At 36.3% G+C, this 15,470-nt stretch carries 7 protein-coding genes and 3 rRNA genes; all 10 read right to left on the bottom strand.

The window, feature by feature from the left end:
- Positions 1 to 7 precede the first annotated feature (7 nt).
- Positions 8 to 919: an AEC family transporter gene (locus Fi14EGH31_RS08840; protein WP_117481954.1), complete on the bottom strand. Its 912-nt coding sequence runs from the start codon at positions 917 to 919 to the stop codon at positions 8 to 10.
- Between the two features lie 52 nt (positions 920 to 971).
- Positions 972 to 1,277 carry a PTS sugar transporter subunit IIB gene (locus Fi14EGH31_RS08845; protein ID WP_022002012.1) on the bottom strand — a complete coding sequence of 102 codons (306 nt, stop codon included), beginning with the start codon at positions 1,275 to 1,277 and terminating at the stop codon, positions 972 to 974.
- A 123-nt stretch (positions 1,278 to 1,400) separates the two neighbouring features.
- Positions 1,401 to 2,351 carry a 3'-5' exoribonuclease YhaM family protein gene (locus Fi14EGH31_RS08850; RefSeq protein ID WP_117346812.1) on the bottom strand — a complete coding sequence of 317 codons (951 nt, stop codon included), beginning with the start codon at positions 2,349 to 2,351 and terminating at the stop codon, positions 1,401 to 1,403.
- A complete protein-coding gene (locus Fi14EGH31_RS08855; protein ID WP_118348040.1) occupies positions 2,344 to 4,338 on the bottom strand; it encodes a glycosyltransferase in 1,995 nt (664 codons plus the stop codon). The genes Fi14EGH31_RS08850 and Fi14EGH31_RS08855 overlap by 8 nt, the downstream gene beginning before the upstream one ends.
- Positions 4,339 to 4,347: 9 nt before the next feature.
- The gene (locus Fi14EGH31_RS08860; RefSeq protein ID WP_107030292.1) at positions 4,348 to 5,460 is read right to left on the bottom strand and encodes a lysylphosphatidylglycerol synthase transmembrane domain-containing protein; all 1,113 of its coding nucleotides are present in this window, start codon (positions 5,458 to 5,460) and stop codon (positions 4,348 to 4,350) included.
- Positions 5,461 to 5,471: 11 nt separating this feature from the next.
- On the bottom strand, positions 5,472 to 6,476 hold the full coding sequence (locus Fi14EGH31_RS08865; RefSeq protein WP_117576082.1) for a glycosyltransferase family 4 protein: 1,005 nt from the start codon (positions 6,474 to 6,476) through the stop codon (positions 5,472 to 5,474).
- A gap of 157 nt (positions 6,477 to 6,633) precedes the next feature.
- Positions 6,634 to 6,741: ribosomal RNA gene (gene rrf / locus Fi14EGH31_RS08870) — 5S ribosomal RNA — on the bottom strand.
- Between the two features lie 74 nt (positions 6,742 to 6,815).
- Positions 6,816 to 9,718, bottom strand: a 23S ribosomal RNA gene (locus Fi14EGH31_RS08875).
- Between the two features lie 215 nt (positions 9,719 to 9,933).
- Positions 9,934 to 11,458 (bottom strand): 16S ribosomal RNA (locus Fi14EGH31_RS08880).
- Together the 16S, 23S and 5S rRNA genes form the textbook arrangement of a ribosomal RNA operon.
- Before the next feature lie 385 nt (positions 11,459 to 11,843).
- The gene (gene nifJ, locus Fi14EGH31_RS08885; protein ID WP_200764716.1) at positions 11,844 to 15,353 is read right to left on the bottom strand and encodes a pyruvate:ferredoxin (flavodoxin) oxidoreductase; all 3,510 of its coding nucleotides are present in this window, start codon (positions 15,351 to 15,353) and stop codon (positions 11,844 to 11,846) included.
- Between the last annotated feature and the right edge of the window lie 117 nt (positions 15,354 to 15,470).

Below are 15,470 nucleotides of genomic sequence, written 5' to 3' on the forward strand. Positions count from 1 at the left end.
CACTCACCTACGCAAACATGATAATTAAAACGACTAAAACAGCAATACTGATAATAATTGAAAGTGAGCTCGAAATAGCTGGTGCATCACGATGATAACCAATATTTTTTGAAAAAACAGCTGAAACAGTTGTAATAGGCGCAGCCATTGCTAAAACAACAATTTTTTTAGCAAGCATTGGAATTGGAACAATAAAATAAACAATACTCATTAAGATAGCACCAAAAAGCACACGAATCAAAAGTGTTTTTAAAACTATTTTCATTTCCAAAGGATTTATTTTAACTTCTAATAAAAGTCCAATCATAAACATCGCTAAAAATCCATTTCCTGCTCCTATAAAAGAAGCCATTGATAAAATTGGTTGAGGTATTGAAATTTTAAAAAGTGCTAAAACAAAAATTAAAAGATATACATCAAATGGAATTGATGAAAATAATTTTTTGATTACTGTTTTAGGAGTCAATTTTTGATTACTGCTTGCTACGCTTCCTGCTAACGCATAACTTCCTCCTAAACACATAATTGAATTTCCTACATCAAACATGCATAAATAAGCAACTCCCATGCCTGGGAAAAAGCTTTGTACAAACGGCATAACAAAGTTTCCTATATTATATCCAGAACAATTGATCATATAATATCCTTTTAAAATGTTTTCCTCTTTTCTTGAAAGCATAAAAGAAATGAAAAGCATGATAATATTTGATGCTAATCCTATTAATAATAAAATGATCATTGATTGATCAATTGTTATGCCACTTGCATTTGTAAGTAAAGCACAAGGTAATGTCACATTCATAATAATTGTTGCAATTGTTAAACCATCTCTTTTTTCTAAAACATGCACTTGTTTTAAAATAAACGCTATTATAATTACAAAAACAAAACCTGCTGCCTTGATCATAATTTCAGCCATTTCGATTCCTCCTAAATTTTATTATAGCAAAAAAAAACATCGCTTAGGATGTTTATTTTTTAATTAAATCTAATGCTTGATTTAAAACAGCATCTCCGTTCATACTTGCAAAATCACCATCATTAATTAAAGCGCATGGAATAACCCCGTGAACCATTTCTTCAATTTTAGATAATTCTGAAGCAGATTGTGGCGCTAATAAAACACAATCAGCATCTGCCCATGATAAACCTACAGATTTAGATCCAACTGCCCAACACATTACTTTAATATCTTTTTGTTTAGCAGATTCTTTCACTGCATTTACTAATTTGTTTGTTGTAACCCCTGATACACAACATAATAAAATCTTATACATATTATACTACCTCACTTTTTAATAATAAATTACTGACATAATTATATTCTTTTTTAATTTTTTTTCTATAAAAATACAAATTTCTTTTTTCAAATTTTGAAAAAATGTAAAAAGTAGCATTTGCTACTTTTCATACATCTTTGGTTTATATAACGCTCTATTTTCTAATGAGAATACACGTTTTGTAAATTTTCCATATTCAACGGTTTCTAAAGCTTTATCCATCATCGCCATACGAGCATCTATATTATCAATTAAATATAAAATCTCTGCTTCTTTGATTTGCGGAAGAACAGGTGAACCATATTCATTTTTTCCATGATGTGCTAAAATCATATGTTGTAATAAAGTTACTTCTTCTCCTTCAATATGAAGTTTATCAGCAGTTTCTTTAATCATTGCATTTGAAATAGAAATATGACCTAATAGTTTTCCTTCTAACGTATATTCTGGAACAACAGGACCACTTAATTCAATTGTTTTTCCTAAATCATGTAATGTGATTCCAGAATATAATAGATCTTTATTAAGCGTTGGATATAAAGTGCAAAATGATTCTGCAACTTTTAACATTCCATACGTATGATAAGCCAATCCTGAAACATATTCATGATGATTTTTGCTAGCTGCTGGATAATAAGATAATTTTTCAATATTTTCTTCAAATAATGTTTTTACTAATTGATGTAATTTTAAATTATCTATTTGATCAATAAACTTTTTAATTTCATTGATCATAAATTGACTATCCAATGGTGCTTGTTTTAAAAATTTAATACGTTCTTTATCATCTTGTGACGCTAAATGAATCTTTACAATCTTCATCTGTCTATCTTCATTATATTTTATAACATCACCTTTTATTTGAACAACTGAACCTTTTACTAAAGTTTGTACTTGTTCTTCACTAGCATTCCATAACTTAGCATCAATAGATCCTGTATCATCTTGTAATGTCATAGATAAATACGTTGAGCGATGTGCTCCATTGGTTTTTCCTGATACAACATGATTAATTAATGCTTCAATTAAAACACCATCATCACCAGGTTTTAAACTTGCTATTTTATTCATCATTATTCTCCTTAACTTCTAGAATATTCTTAATATCTTCGTAATTATATCCTTTTTTTAACAATGTATCAATTATTTTGTTTCTTAAATCTTTTCCTTCTAATTTTTTTTCATAGCGATGAGATGCTTTTAAATAGTCTTTTTCCAAAGCTAATTTTTCTTTCTCTAAATCATATTCAAAATCATACTCTGCCATTGCTTTATCAATAACATCATTCGTAAATCCCTTTAAAAATAATTTTTCTTTAATTTTTCTTTGAATGTTACGATAAGAAATCGTGCTGTTTCTTTGGTAATAATTATTGATTAAAAGCATCGCTGCTTGATATTCTTCATCATCATCAAGTTCTTCTAAACATGTATCTATTATCTCAGTATCAACACCATAATTTCTTAAATTATAAATTGCTTTGTTATGTCCTATTCCCAAACGTATACATCTTTTAAAATAATTCATTGCGTACATTTTATCATTAATTAAATTTTTTTCTGATAAAAGTTGAATAGTAGTATCAAGTTGAGCATCATCATAATCTCCAGAATCCATTAATTTCTTTCTCATTTGTTGTTCAGTATAATCTTTAATAGATAAATACTTCAAGGCTTTGTTATATGCCCTACTGATTTGTTCGTGATCTTTAAGTGTATTAAACTGATTTCTATCAATTGTTTTCCCTCGATACAGTTCATATTGATCTATTACTTTATCTGATAATTCTAATGTTACAGCACTTTCATTTTCATCATAAGTAAATGAAACCTCATTTTTATTATTCTTTATGGGAAATATCGAAACAACCGTATAAGTATATTCTTTAATAAGAATGGCTTGCTTATAAACTTCTAATACTTTCTTAGCAAATGTTTCTCCACTATACTCATTTGCTTTTTTTAATGCATTTTCTTTTAAAACATCTAAATCCATTTCCATAGCATCTAATATAAGTTTTGGTAATTCATCTTCATTTTTAAAGAAAAAGCCATTTTTTCCATCATCAATAACATCTTCAAGTTGATCATCATAACGAGCAATAACAGGAATAGAAGACGCCATTGCTTCAATATAAGTCAATCCCTGTGTTTCAGATAAAGATGCTGAAATAAACATATTAGAAATATGGTAATGTGCTGGAACCATTTCACCACTTTGAGGCCCTGTAAAAATAACATATGATTCAATATGATCATTTTTTACATATTCTTTTAACTCTTCTAATTGTGGTCCACCCCCAACAATTAAAAAACGAATATTATCATTAATAGCGACAACTTTTTTTAAAGCATCTATGATAACCGTAATGCTTTTTTCAGGAGCAATTCTTCCCAAAAATGTAAGAACAAAATGATTTTGTAAATGATATTTTTCTATTAAACTTTGACATAATTCTTTGTTTTTATTATTAACTGAAAAACGTTCAAGTTCTAATCCCGTAGGAATCGTATAAATATTTTTTTGTTTTAAACCATAATGGATTAAAGCATCTTTTGTTTTATTTGAAGGAACAATTAATCCTTGACAACTATTTCCATAAAATTTACTAATTTTTGTAATTACTTTTTTGACGACAGTATCTACTGTTTCAGAATTGATTGGATTAATATAATGTGAATAATCTGTCCACATAGTATGATACGTATAAACAACAGGAATATCTAAATATTCTGCAGCAATTCTTCCAAAAATACCAATACCAAATTCTGTTTGAACATGAATGACCTCTGGATTAAATCTTTTAATTTCTTTCATACCCTTAAAAGAAAAAATATTACATGCCCTGTAGCCATAAAGAGCTTGTATTTCTAATCCTGGCACTCTTAAAACTTGATCATCTAGGCTTTCATCATAAGTTGTATCACTTGGAAGTTCACTTGTTACAACTAAAACATCATGTCCTAAATTTACAAGTTTATTTCGTAAAATATTCGTTGATGTAGCAACACCATTAATATCAGGTATGTATGTATCTGAAAAAAGTGCTATTTTCATAAAGACCTCCTATTTTTTAAAATCATCAAATTCAATTTCTTCTATATCTTCTATAACAATTGTTTGATTATTTTCTGTAATTTCTTTTTTATCATTTTTTGTTGCAAAATTAAGTTCTCTACTAAATGACATTGTAAGACCTCCAAGAATAAGACCAGCATAATAAGTAGCAAATCTCCAAACAAGTAAAGTTGCTGATGTAGCTCCTTTTAAAAAGTAACGAAGTAAAATATAAAACGAACCTTCACTACCCCCACTTGCTCCTGGTAATGGTACAAAATCTGAAATCAAATAAACAAAAGCAGTAATTCCAATTAAATCAAAGAAATGTCTCCAAGAAAGAGGAACATTCATTGCAAGAGAACAAAAAAATGGAATACTATAAAGAATTGTCAATTTTAATACATTTAATCCTATTGATTTAAGTAATATTGGTTTGTTTTTTTGTAATAAATTAAGTTCGATTCTAAAGTTTTCTAATTTTCTTTCAATTTGAGAACTTACCTCTTCATAGCTTTTCACTATATGTAATTTTGCTAATACTTTAACAACATTATTACTTAAAAAATTTTGAAGTTTTTCAGACTTAGCTCCTAAAAACAAAGTAGAAATAACCACTAAATTAATAATAAATCCAACAAATGCTAGTGAAAAAAAGCCAGAATACAATTTACTAAAATAAACAAATTTTAAAAGCATAATGATAGATGTATACACAACCAATACACTTTGATAGACAATAAAAATCATTAATAAAATACTAGACGAATAAGTTGCTTTGATTCCTTGTTTATTAAAAGCATATACTTGATAAAATTGTCCACCAGAGGCCATTGGCGTGATTCCATTAAAGAAAATACCGGCCATTGCATTTACGATTCCTTGTTTTAAGGTATAATCTTTTTTATATACTTTAGCAAAAAGTGTCAAATTCATTGCATTGATTAAATAAAAAATACACATTAAAATGGCAACAACCAATAGCCACCCTAAATGACAATGTTTTAACGATTTAATCGTTCCTTCTAATTGATTACCAATTGAAAAATAAATTGATAATCCACCAACTATTAGAATAATAGCTACATTTAGTATGTATTTTTTTATATTTTTTTTATCCATAATATTATCCTCTAAAGAGATTCAACTTTTTCATATACCTCTTTTAATTGTTTTCCTATTAGCAATAAATCTCTTTCTTTAGCAACTTTATAACCTTCTTCTATTGTCGAAGGTAATTCGTGATTAATAATTTTATTAATATAATCAATAAAGTCTTGATTTGTTTTCCCCTTATAACAATTAACTCGATCTTGCATCCATGGATCAAAAGCAGGAATATCCCTTAATAATATTTGTGTTTTGCAAGCTAAAGCTTCTAAAACAACAATTCCTTCTGTTTCTTCACGTGATGGAAAGAAAAAAACATCTGCTCTACCATAAGCACCTTTAATAATATCTCCACTAACATATCCTGGTAATATTAAATTTTCTGGTAATTCTTTGAGTAATTTTTTTATCTTAGATGTTGGGTTGGATAATCTAACATCTCCAAACCACATAAATTTTACACGAGGCATTTCTCTTGCAACTTCTACAAAAGTATCAAATCCTTTTCTTTCAAAAAGCCATCCTACAGATATAACAAGTTTATCCTCTTCAGAAATATGAAACTGTTGCGTAAACTCATTAATTTGTTTAGATGTTGGATTAAACTGTGCAACATCTACACCATTAGAAATCGGATATATTTCCTTATTTAAATCATATGACTCTAATAAGCTTTTAGAATATGGTGTTGGTGTAATAATAACATCAGCTGAATTATAAAGATACACAAGCCATTTTTTATAAAGACCAGCAAAGGAATTAGAAAACATAAAAGAATTTTTAAAATCTTCTTCTGTACTATGTGCATGATAAATAATCTTCTTATTATTTTCTCTTGCCTGTTTAATCATTGAAATACTATCAGGATAGATTGTATTAATGTGTAAAATATCATAATCCAAATCGTTTTTATCAGTCGTAAATTCAATATTATTTAATGTTAAAGCTTTCTTTTGGTGGTAAAACGCACGACCTATTCCAGACTTCTTAATAGCATTTTCCATTCCAAAATATAATTTAATTTTCATATAAAACATCACCCAATCTATTATAACATATTTTTATTTTTGAAACTATATAATCAAGAATTTTACCCTATTAGCTAGCTACAAAAAAACAATAAAATAATAGCATTCAAATTTGAACTTATGATTAACAGCATGTAAAAACATAAAAAAAAGAAGGAACTGGCAACGAGCTATTTTCGCACAATGTACTATCTTCGCCGCGATGATGCTTAACTTCTGTGTTCGGAATGGGTACAGGTGTGTCCATCATGCTATCATTACCAGATTCTTCTTGTCAAGTGTCTTCAGGACACTCAAAACCAGACAGTAGTTTTTCTTCTTTCAAGCTCGCTTGCCTTTTCGGTCAAGCCCTCGACCTATTAGTATCAGTCCGCTTAACATGTCACCATGCTTACACTCCTGACCTATCTACCTTATCGTCTTTAAGGGGTCTTACTTGCTTGCGCAATGGGAAATCTCATCTTGAAGTGGGTTTCACACTTAGATGCCTTCAGCGTTTATCCCTTCCGCATTTAGCTACCCAGCTATGCCACTGGCGTGACAACTGGTCCACCATTGATGCGTCCATCCCGGTCCTCTCGTACTGAGGACAGCTCTTCTCAAATTTCCTGCGCCCACGACAGATAGGGACCGAACTGTCTCACGACGTTCTGAACCCAGCTCGCGTACCGCTTTAATGGGCGAACAGCCCAACCCTTGGAACCGACTTCAGCTCCAGGATGCGATGAGCCGACATCGAGGTGCCAAACCTCCCCGTCGATGTGAACTCTTGGGGGAGATCAGCCTGTTATCCCCAGGGTAGCTTTTATCCGTTGAGCGACGGCCTTTCCATTCAGCACCGCCGGATCACTAAGCCCGACTTTCGTCCCTGCTCGACTTGTAGGTCTCGCAGTCAAACACCCTTTTGCCTTTGCACTCTGCGCTTGGTTTCCATCCAAGCTGAGGGTATCTTTGGGCGCCTCCGTTACTCTTTGGGAGGCGACCGCCCCAGTCAAACTGCCCGACTGACACTGTCCCGTCAACGGCTCTACGTCGTCCGGTTAGAAATCCAATACAACAGGGGTAGTATCCCAACAGCGGCTCCTTGAATACTGGCGTATCCATCTCTTTGCCTCCTACCTATCCTGTACATGCTGCATCAAATCCCAATATCAACCTGCAGTGAAGCTCCATGGGGTCTTTCCGTCTAGTCGCGGGTAACCTGCATCTTCACAGGTACTAAGACTTCACCGAGTCTACAGCTGAGACAGCGCCCAAATCGTTACGCCTTTCGTGCGGGTCAGAACTTACCTGACAAGGAATTTCGCTACCTTAGGACCGTTATAGTTACGGCCGCCGTTTACTGGGGCTTCAGTTCAGGGCTTCACTTGCGTTAACCCCTCCCCTTAACCTTCCAGCACCGGGCAGGCGTCACCCCCTATACTTCGCCTTGCGGCTTAGCAGAGAGCTGTGTTTTTGGTAAACAGTCGCTTGGGCCGTTTCACTGCGGCTCATATCTCTATGAGCACTCCTTCTCCCTAAGTTACGGAGTCATTTTGCAGAGTTCCTTAGCTATAGTTCTCTCGCTCACCTTAGGATTCTCTCCTCACCCATGTGTGTCCATTTTCGGTACGGGCCATATATACTTAACGTTAGAAACTTTTCTTGGAAGTTCCTCCACTGCCTTCCGTACTCGCCGTAGCTTTCCGTACGCTTCACGCCTTCTCGTTTCGGATGGTGGATTTGCCTGCCATCCCGATATCTCGCTTGCACCAGCTCTTCCAGCCGCTGGCTGCAGCTTCCTCTCTCCGTCATTCCTTCACATATATACGGGTACAGGAATCTCTACCTGTTGTCCATCGACTACGCCTTTCGGCCTCGCCTTAGGTCCCGACTTACCCAGAGCGGACGAACCTTCCTCTGGAAACCTTGGGTTTTCGGTGCGTGGGATTCTCACCCACGTTCCGCTACTCACACCGGCATTCTCTCTTCCATGATCTCCACACGTCCTTTCGGTCGTACTTCTCCGTTCATGGAACGCTCCCCTACCATCCCTTGGGATCCATAGCTTCGGTAGTATGCTTAGCCCCGGTAAATTATCGGCGCAGAGTCATTCGACTAGTGAGCTGTTACGCACTCTTTAAAGGATGGCTGCTTCTGAGCCAACCTCCTAGTTGTCTGTACATCTCCACATCCTTTTCCACTTAGCATACATTTTGGGACCTTAGCTGATGGTCTGGGCTGTTTCCCTCTTGACAACGGACCTTATCACCCGCTGTCTGACTGCCGAGCATGTTGGCGTGACATTCGCAGTTTGATTATGCTCAGTACCCCGAGATGGGGCCATCACATATTCAGTGCTCTACCTTCACGCAACTCTTCTCTCGACGCTAGCCCTAAAGCTATTTCGGGGAGAACCAGCTATCTCCGGGTTCGATTGGAATTTCACCCCTAGCCACAACTCATCCGCCAACGTTTCAACGGGGGTCGGTTCGGTCCTCCATCGGGTTTTACCCCAACTTCAACCTGGTCATGGCTAGATCACCCGGTTTCGGGTCTACTGCATGCAACTCGCGCCCTCTTAAGACTCGCTTTCGCTTCGGCTCCGCATATCCTGCTTAACCTCGCTCCATACAGTAACTCGCCGGTTCATTCTACAAAAGGCACGCCATCACCCTTTAACGGGCTCTGACTTCTTGTAGGCATATGGTTTCAGGTTCTCTTTCACTCCCCTCCCGGGGTTCTTTTCACCTTTCCCTCACGGTACTGGTTCACTATCGGTCACTCTCTCGTATTTAGCCTTGCCGGATGGTCCCGGCTGATTCAGACAGGATTTCTCGTGTCCCGCCCTACTCAGGTGTCATCTCTCTCCAGTCTCTCATTTCGAGTACGGGGCTCTCACCCTCTCTCGCTCACCTTCCCATGTGATTCCTCTATGATCCTCTGTTTGATTTCTCAATGATCCTACTACCCCGATCCTCAGATCGGTTTGGGCTCTTTCCCTTTCGCTCGCCGCTACTCAGAAAATCATTCTTATTTTCTCTTCCTGCAGGTACTTAGATGTTTCAGTTCCCTGCGTCTCGCCTCATCATGTCTATGTATTCGACATGTGATACACGGATATGACTCCGTGTGGGTTCCCCCATTCGGATATCGACGGCTCTTCACGTGCTTACCGCTCACCGTCGCATTTCGCTGTTTGCTGCGTCCTTCTTCGCCGGAGTGTGCCTAGGCATTCCCCATACGCCCTTTCTTGCTTTACCTTCTAGGTTTGCTTGCTTGAACTTTTTTTCGTTTACACTTGCTGTAAAATCTTAGTTACTTTCGACTTTTCGTACTAGACCTTATTTTTTCTTTAATGTCTAATCTCTTCTTTATCGTTTTCGCAATTTTTTTTACTACTATCCAGTTTTCAATGTCCTCTTGAATGTCATGGACATTCAAAACCAAACAAGAAAGCACAACTTTCTCTCCCTAGAAAGGAGGTGATCCATCCCCACGTTCCCGTAGGGATACCTTGTTACGACTTCACCCCAATCATCAGTCCCACCTTAGACAGCTCCTTCCTTGCGGTTAGGCCACCGGCTTCGGGTGTTACCGACTCTCATGGTGTGACGGGCGGTGTGTACAAGGCCCGAGAACGTATTCACCGCGACATGCTGATTCGCGATTACTAGCGATTCCATCTTCGTGCAGTCGAGTTGCAGACTGCAGTCCGAACTGAGAACAGTTTTATGGGTTTCGCTCCACCTCGCGGCTTCGCTTCCCTCTGCTCTGTCCATTGTAGCACGTGTGTAGCCCAGGTCATAAGGGGCATGATGATTTGACGTCATCCCCGCCTTCCTCCGGCTTGTCACCGGCAGTCTCGCCAGAGTCCCCAACTTAATGCTGGCAACTGGCAACAGGGGTTGCGCTCGTTGCGGGACTTAACCCAACATCTCACGACACGAGCTGACGACAACCATGCACCACCTGTCTTCTCTATAGCTATCTCTCCATCTCTGGAGCCTTTAGATCGATGTCAAGACCTGGTAAGGTTCTTCGCGTTGCTTCGAATTAAACCACATGCTCCACCGCTTGTGCGGGCCCCCGTCAATTCCTTTGAGTTTCATTCTTGCGAACGTACTACTCAGGCGGAGTACTTATTGCGTTAACTGCAGCACTGAGATTTGACTCCCAACACTTAGTACTCATCGTTTACGGCGTGGACTACTAGGGTATCTAATCCTATTTGCTCCCCACGCTTTCGGGACTGAGCGTCAGTTATGCGCCAGATCGTCGCCTTCGCCACTGGTGTTCCTCCATATATCTACGCATTTCACCGCTACACATGGAATTCCACGATCCTCTCACACACTCTAGCTCTACGGTTTCCATGGCTTACCGAAGTTAAGCTTCGATCTTTCACCACAGACCCTTAGTGCCGCCTGCTCCCTCTTTACGCCCAATAATTCCGGATAACGCTCGCCACCTACGTATTACCGCGGCTGCTGGCACGTAGTTAGCCGTGGCTTTCTTATAGAGTACCGTCACTTGGATATCATTCCCTATATCCACCGTTCTTCCTCTATGACAGAAGTTTACATAACGAATTACTTCTTCCTTCACGCGGCGTTGCTCGGTCAGGGTTTCCCCCATTGCCGAAAATTCCCTACTGCTGCCTCCCGTAGGAGTCTGGGCCGTGTCTCAGTCCCAGTGTGGCCGGTCACCCTCTCAGGTCGGCTACGCATCGTCGCCTTGGTAGGCCGTTACCCTACCAACCAGCTAATGCGCCATAAGTCCATCATCTACCAGTCCCGTAGCACTTTTCATATAGAGTTCATGCGATCTCTACACCTATGCGGTCTTAGCTGACGTTTCCATCAGTTATCCCCCTGTAGATGCCAGGTTACTTATGTATTACTCACCCGTTCGCCACTCTTCACCGAAGTGAAGCGTTCGACTTGCATGTATTAGGCACGCCGCCAGCGTTCATCCTGAGCCAGGATCAAACTCTCCATTGTCTTATTTCTTTCAGACAACTTTGGTCTGTTTAGCTCTTTTTTATTTCTTTAACTTAATTGACGTTGTGTTTTATTCTTTCCTGTTCAGTTTTCAATGTCCTCTCACTTGACTCTCTCGTCGAGTGCCCATTTATATTACCATCCCCTCTCCCTTTTGTAAAGCTTTTTTTCTGTATTTTTTTATCTTTTTCTCTATTCCCCTCTTTTTCTGCCTTTATATCAACGTTTTTTCCATTGATCTTTTTTGATGCTTTTTTATGATTTGGTGTTTATAGAGCATTTTAGATACTAAAGAATAAATTTATTACTTTTAAAAATCGATTATTTTATATTTAATAACTACAAAAAAATCCATTTGGAATTAACCAAATGGATTTCATTTTAACTATTGAGCCATTTTTTCTAGACGAGCACGGCGTTTTTGTGCATCAGCTTGACATTTAGCCATTAATTGTTCTGCATGTTCTGGATTTACTTTTAATAATTGTGAGAATCTGTTTTCACCTAATAAGTAATCTTTAAATCCATCAAAGTTTGGAGTCTTAGAATCTAATTGTAATGGATTCTTTCCTTGTTCTTCTAATCTTGGATCATATCTTAATAAGTTGAAATATCCACAATCAATTGCACGTTTTTGTTCAGCTTGATGATTTGCTAAACCACCTTTAATACCATGTGCTTGACATGGAGCATAAGCAATAATTAATGATGGTCCATCATAGCTTTCAGCTTCTTTCATTGCTTTAATTGTTTGTGCAGGATTTGCACCCATAGCAATTTGTGCAACATAAACATGACCATAAGCCATAGCAATTTGCGCTAAATCTTTCTTAGCTCCTGTTTTACCACCAGCAGTAAATTTAGCGATTGAACCAGCTTGAGATGATTTAGAAGATTGTCCACCTGTATTTGAATATACTTCAGTATCCAATACTAAAATATTAACATTTTCATTATTAGCGATAACATGATCTAATCCACCATAACCGATGTCATAAGCCCATCCATCTCCACCAACAATCCATTGAGATTTAGAAACTAAGTTACCTTTATTATCTAAAACTTCTTTAATCGCATCATTTGAAGATGCTTCAACTAATTTTAATAATTCTGGAACAATTGCTTTTTCTTCGCTTCTTTGTCCTTTTACAGATAAGTATTTTTCAATAGTTTCTTTTAATTCAGGTTCACAAGCATCTTTAGCATTTTCCATTACTTGAATCATATGAGCTTCATTATAGTTTTGAGCTAATTTCATACCATAACCAAATTCAGCATTATCTTCAAATAATGAGTTACACCATGCTGGACCTTGACCATTTTTATCAGTTGTAAATGGTGTAGATGGTGTAGAACCAGAATAAATCGAACTACATCCTGTAGCATTTGCAATCATCATATCTGATCCAAATAATTGAGTTGCTAATCTATAATATGGAGTTTCTCCACATCCTGGACAAGCACCAGATACTTCAAAGTATGGTCTCTTGAATCCAACACCTTTTACAGTAGTTGTAGGATATTTATCATCACGATATTCTACTTCTTTATAGATATAATCAGCTAATGGAGCATGTTCTAATTCTTCATGAACATTAACCATTTTTAAAGCTTCACCTTTTTTATTTCCTAAACATTGTTCAACACATAAACCGCATCCAACACAGTTATCTGGTGAAACTTGAATTCTATAAGATAATCCGTCAACCCCTTTACCCATAGGTTTTAAAACATCATTAGAGATATCTTCTGGTGCATTAGCAATTTCTTCATCAGTCATTAAGAACGCACGAATTGTAGCATGAGGACAAACCATAACACAGTTATTACATTGGATACAGTCATCTTTATTCCATTGAGGAACCATAGTCGCAATTCCACGTTTTTCAATATAAGCCATTCCAGATTTCATAGAACCATCTAATTTATCCATGAATGCTGAAACTGGTAAGTCATTACCATCTAATGCGTTGATTACAGAAACGAAATTATCAAAATGATCATCACCTGTTAATTTCTTAGTTTCTTGGATTTCTAAATCAGCCCATTTTGGATCAACTGTTACTTCTTCAATTGCATCTTTACCAGCATCAATTGCTTTGTAGTTTAATTGAACAATGGCATCACCTTTTTTACTATAAGATTTTTTAGCCATTTCTTTCATATATTCAACAGCTTTATCAATTGGTAAAATTTGTGGGTTTAATGCAAAGAATGCAGATTGTAAAATAGTATTTGTACGACGTCCCATTCCAATTTCCATAGCAATCTTATTAGCATTAATAATATAGAATTTAGCATTCTTTGTAGCTAATTGTTTTTTCACTCTATTTGGTAAATAGTCAGCAACTTCTTCTTTAGAAAATTCTGTATTTAATAAGAATGAACCATTTTTCTTTAAGTTTTTCAACATATCATATTTTAATACATAATTATCTAATGAGCATGAGATAAAGTCTGCATTATTTACATAATATGTAGCACGAATTGGTGAAGCCCCAAATCTTAAGTTAGAACGAGTTGTTCCACCTGCTTTTTTACTATCATAAGCAAAGTAAGCTTGAGAATATAAATCTGTATGATCACCAATAATTTTAATAGATGATTTATTAGCTGATACAGTACCATCTGATCCTAAACCATAGAATAGACATTCTGTATAGTCACCTGTTACATTAAATTCTTCAGTTGGTAATGATAAATGAGTAACATCATCAACAATACCAATAGTAAAACTATTGAATGGATTATCAGAATTCAAATGATCATAAACAGCTTTAATTTGAGCAGGATTTGTATCTTTAGAACCCATACCATAACGTCCACCAATTAAAACATCCGCATCTTTTACAACACTGCATACATCTAAGTATAATGGTTCACCAGCAGATCCTGGTTCTTTTGTACGATCTAATACCGCAATTTTCTTAGCTGAAGCAGGTAATACTTTTAACAAGTATTTTGCTGAGAATGGACGATATAAATGAACTTTAACTAAACCAACTTTTTCTCCAGATTTAGCCATTTCATCAATTGTATCTTTAATTGTTTCAGTAACAGAACCCATAGCGATAATAACTCTATCAGCATTTGGATCACCATAATAAGTAAATGGTGCATATTCTCTACCTGTTACTTCTGAAATTTTTTTCATGTAATCAGCAGCGATTTCTACAACTGCATCGATATGTTTATTTTGAGCTTCTCTACCTTGGAAGTAGATATCATCGTTTTCAGCTCCCCCACGTTCAATTGGATTTGTATGAGGATTTAAAGCATTTGCTTTAAATTTAGCTAAAGCTTCTTTATCTAATAAGCTTTCTAATACATCATAATCCATAACTTCTACTTTTTGAATTTCATGAGATGTTCTAAATCCATCAAAGAAGTGCATTACTGGAACAGACCCTTTAATTGCTGTTAAGTGAGCAACTCCCCCTAAATCCATTACTTCTTGTACTGAGTGTGAACAAATCATTGGAATACCTGTTTGACGACAAGCATACACGTCTTGATGATCCCCAAAGATATTAAGTGAACGAGTTGCTAAAGCACGTGCAGCAACATGGAATACACCTGGTAAATTTTCACCAACAATTTTATAAAGGTTTGGGATCATTAATAACAATCCTTGAGATGCAGTAAATGTAGTTGCTAGGGCACCACCTTGTAAAGCCCCATGAACTGCACCTGCAGCACCTGCTTCTGATTGCATTTCAATAACATTCACAGGAGACCCAAAGATATTCTTCATTCCATTTGCAGCCCATGCTTCAGCATGTTCAGCCATTGGAGATGAAGGTGTGATTGGATAGATACTTGCTACTTCAGAAAATGCATATGCAACATGAGCAGCAGCTTGGTTCCCATCCATTGACAAATATTTCTTAGCCATAATTAAAAAATTCCTCCTTTTGCTTCTATTATTATACTACTTTCCAAACATTTTGACTACACGAATTCATGAATTCGCTTACTATTTCTATCAAAAATAAAAAATAGGACCTTATAG

Source organism: Faecalibacillus intestinalis (assembly GCF_015097455.1).
GTDB lineage: Bacteria > Bacillota_I > Bacilli_A > Erysipelotrichales > Coprobacillaceae > Faecalibacillus > Faecalibacillus intestinalis.

Excerpts from the sequence above, each read along its gene's own strand:
- Fi14EGH31_RS08840 (WP_117481954.1), bottom strand. The coding sequence starts at position 919 with ATGGCTGAAATTATGATCAAGGCAGCAGGTTTTGTTTTTGTAATTATA.
- Fi14EGH31_RS08845 (WP_022002012.1), bottom strand. The coding sequence starts at position 1,277 with ATGTATAAGATTTTATTATGTTGTGTATCAGGGGTTACAACAAACAAA.
- Fi14EGH31_RS08850 (WP_117346812.1), bottom strand. The coding sequence starts at position 2,351 with ATGAATAAAATAGCAAGTTTAAAACCTGGTGATGATGGTGTTTTAATT.
- Fi14EGH31_RS08855 (WP_118348040.1), bottom strand. The coding sequence starts at position 4,338 with ATGAAAATAGCACTTTTTTCAGATACATACATACCTGATATTAATGGT.
- Fi14EGH31_RS08860 (WP_107030292.1), bottom strand. The coding sequence starts at position 5,460 with ATGGATAAAAAAAATATAAAAAAATACATACTAAATGTAGCTATTATT.
- Fi14EGH31_RS08865 (WP_117576082.1), bottom strand. The coding sequence starts at position 6,476 with ATGAAAATTAAATTATATTTTGGAATGGAAAATGCTATTAAGAAGTCT.
- nifJ (WP_200764716.1), bottom strand. The coding sequence starts at position 15,353 with ATGGCTAAGAAATATTTGTCAATGGATGGGAACCAAGCTGCTGCTCAT.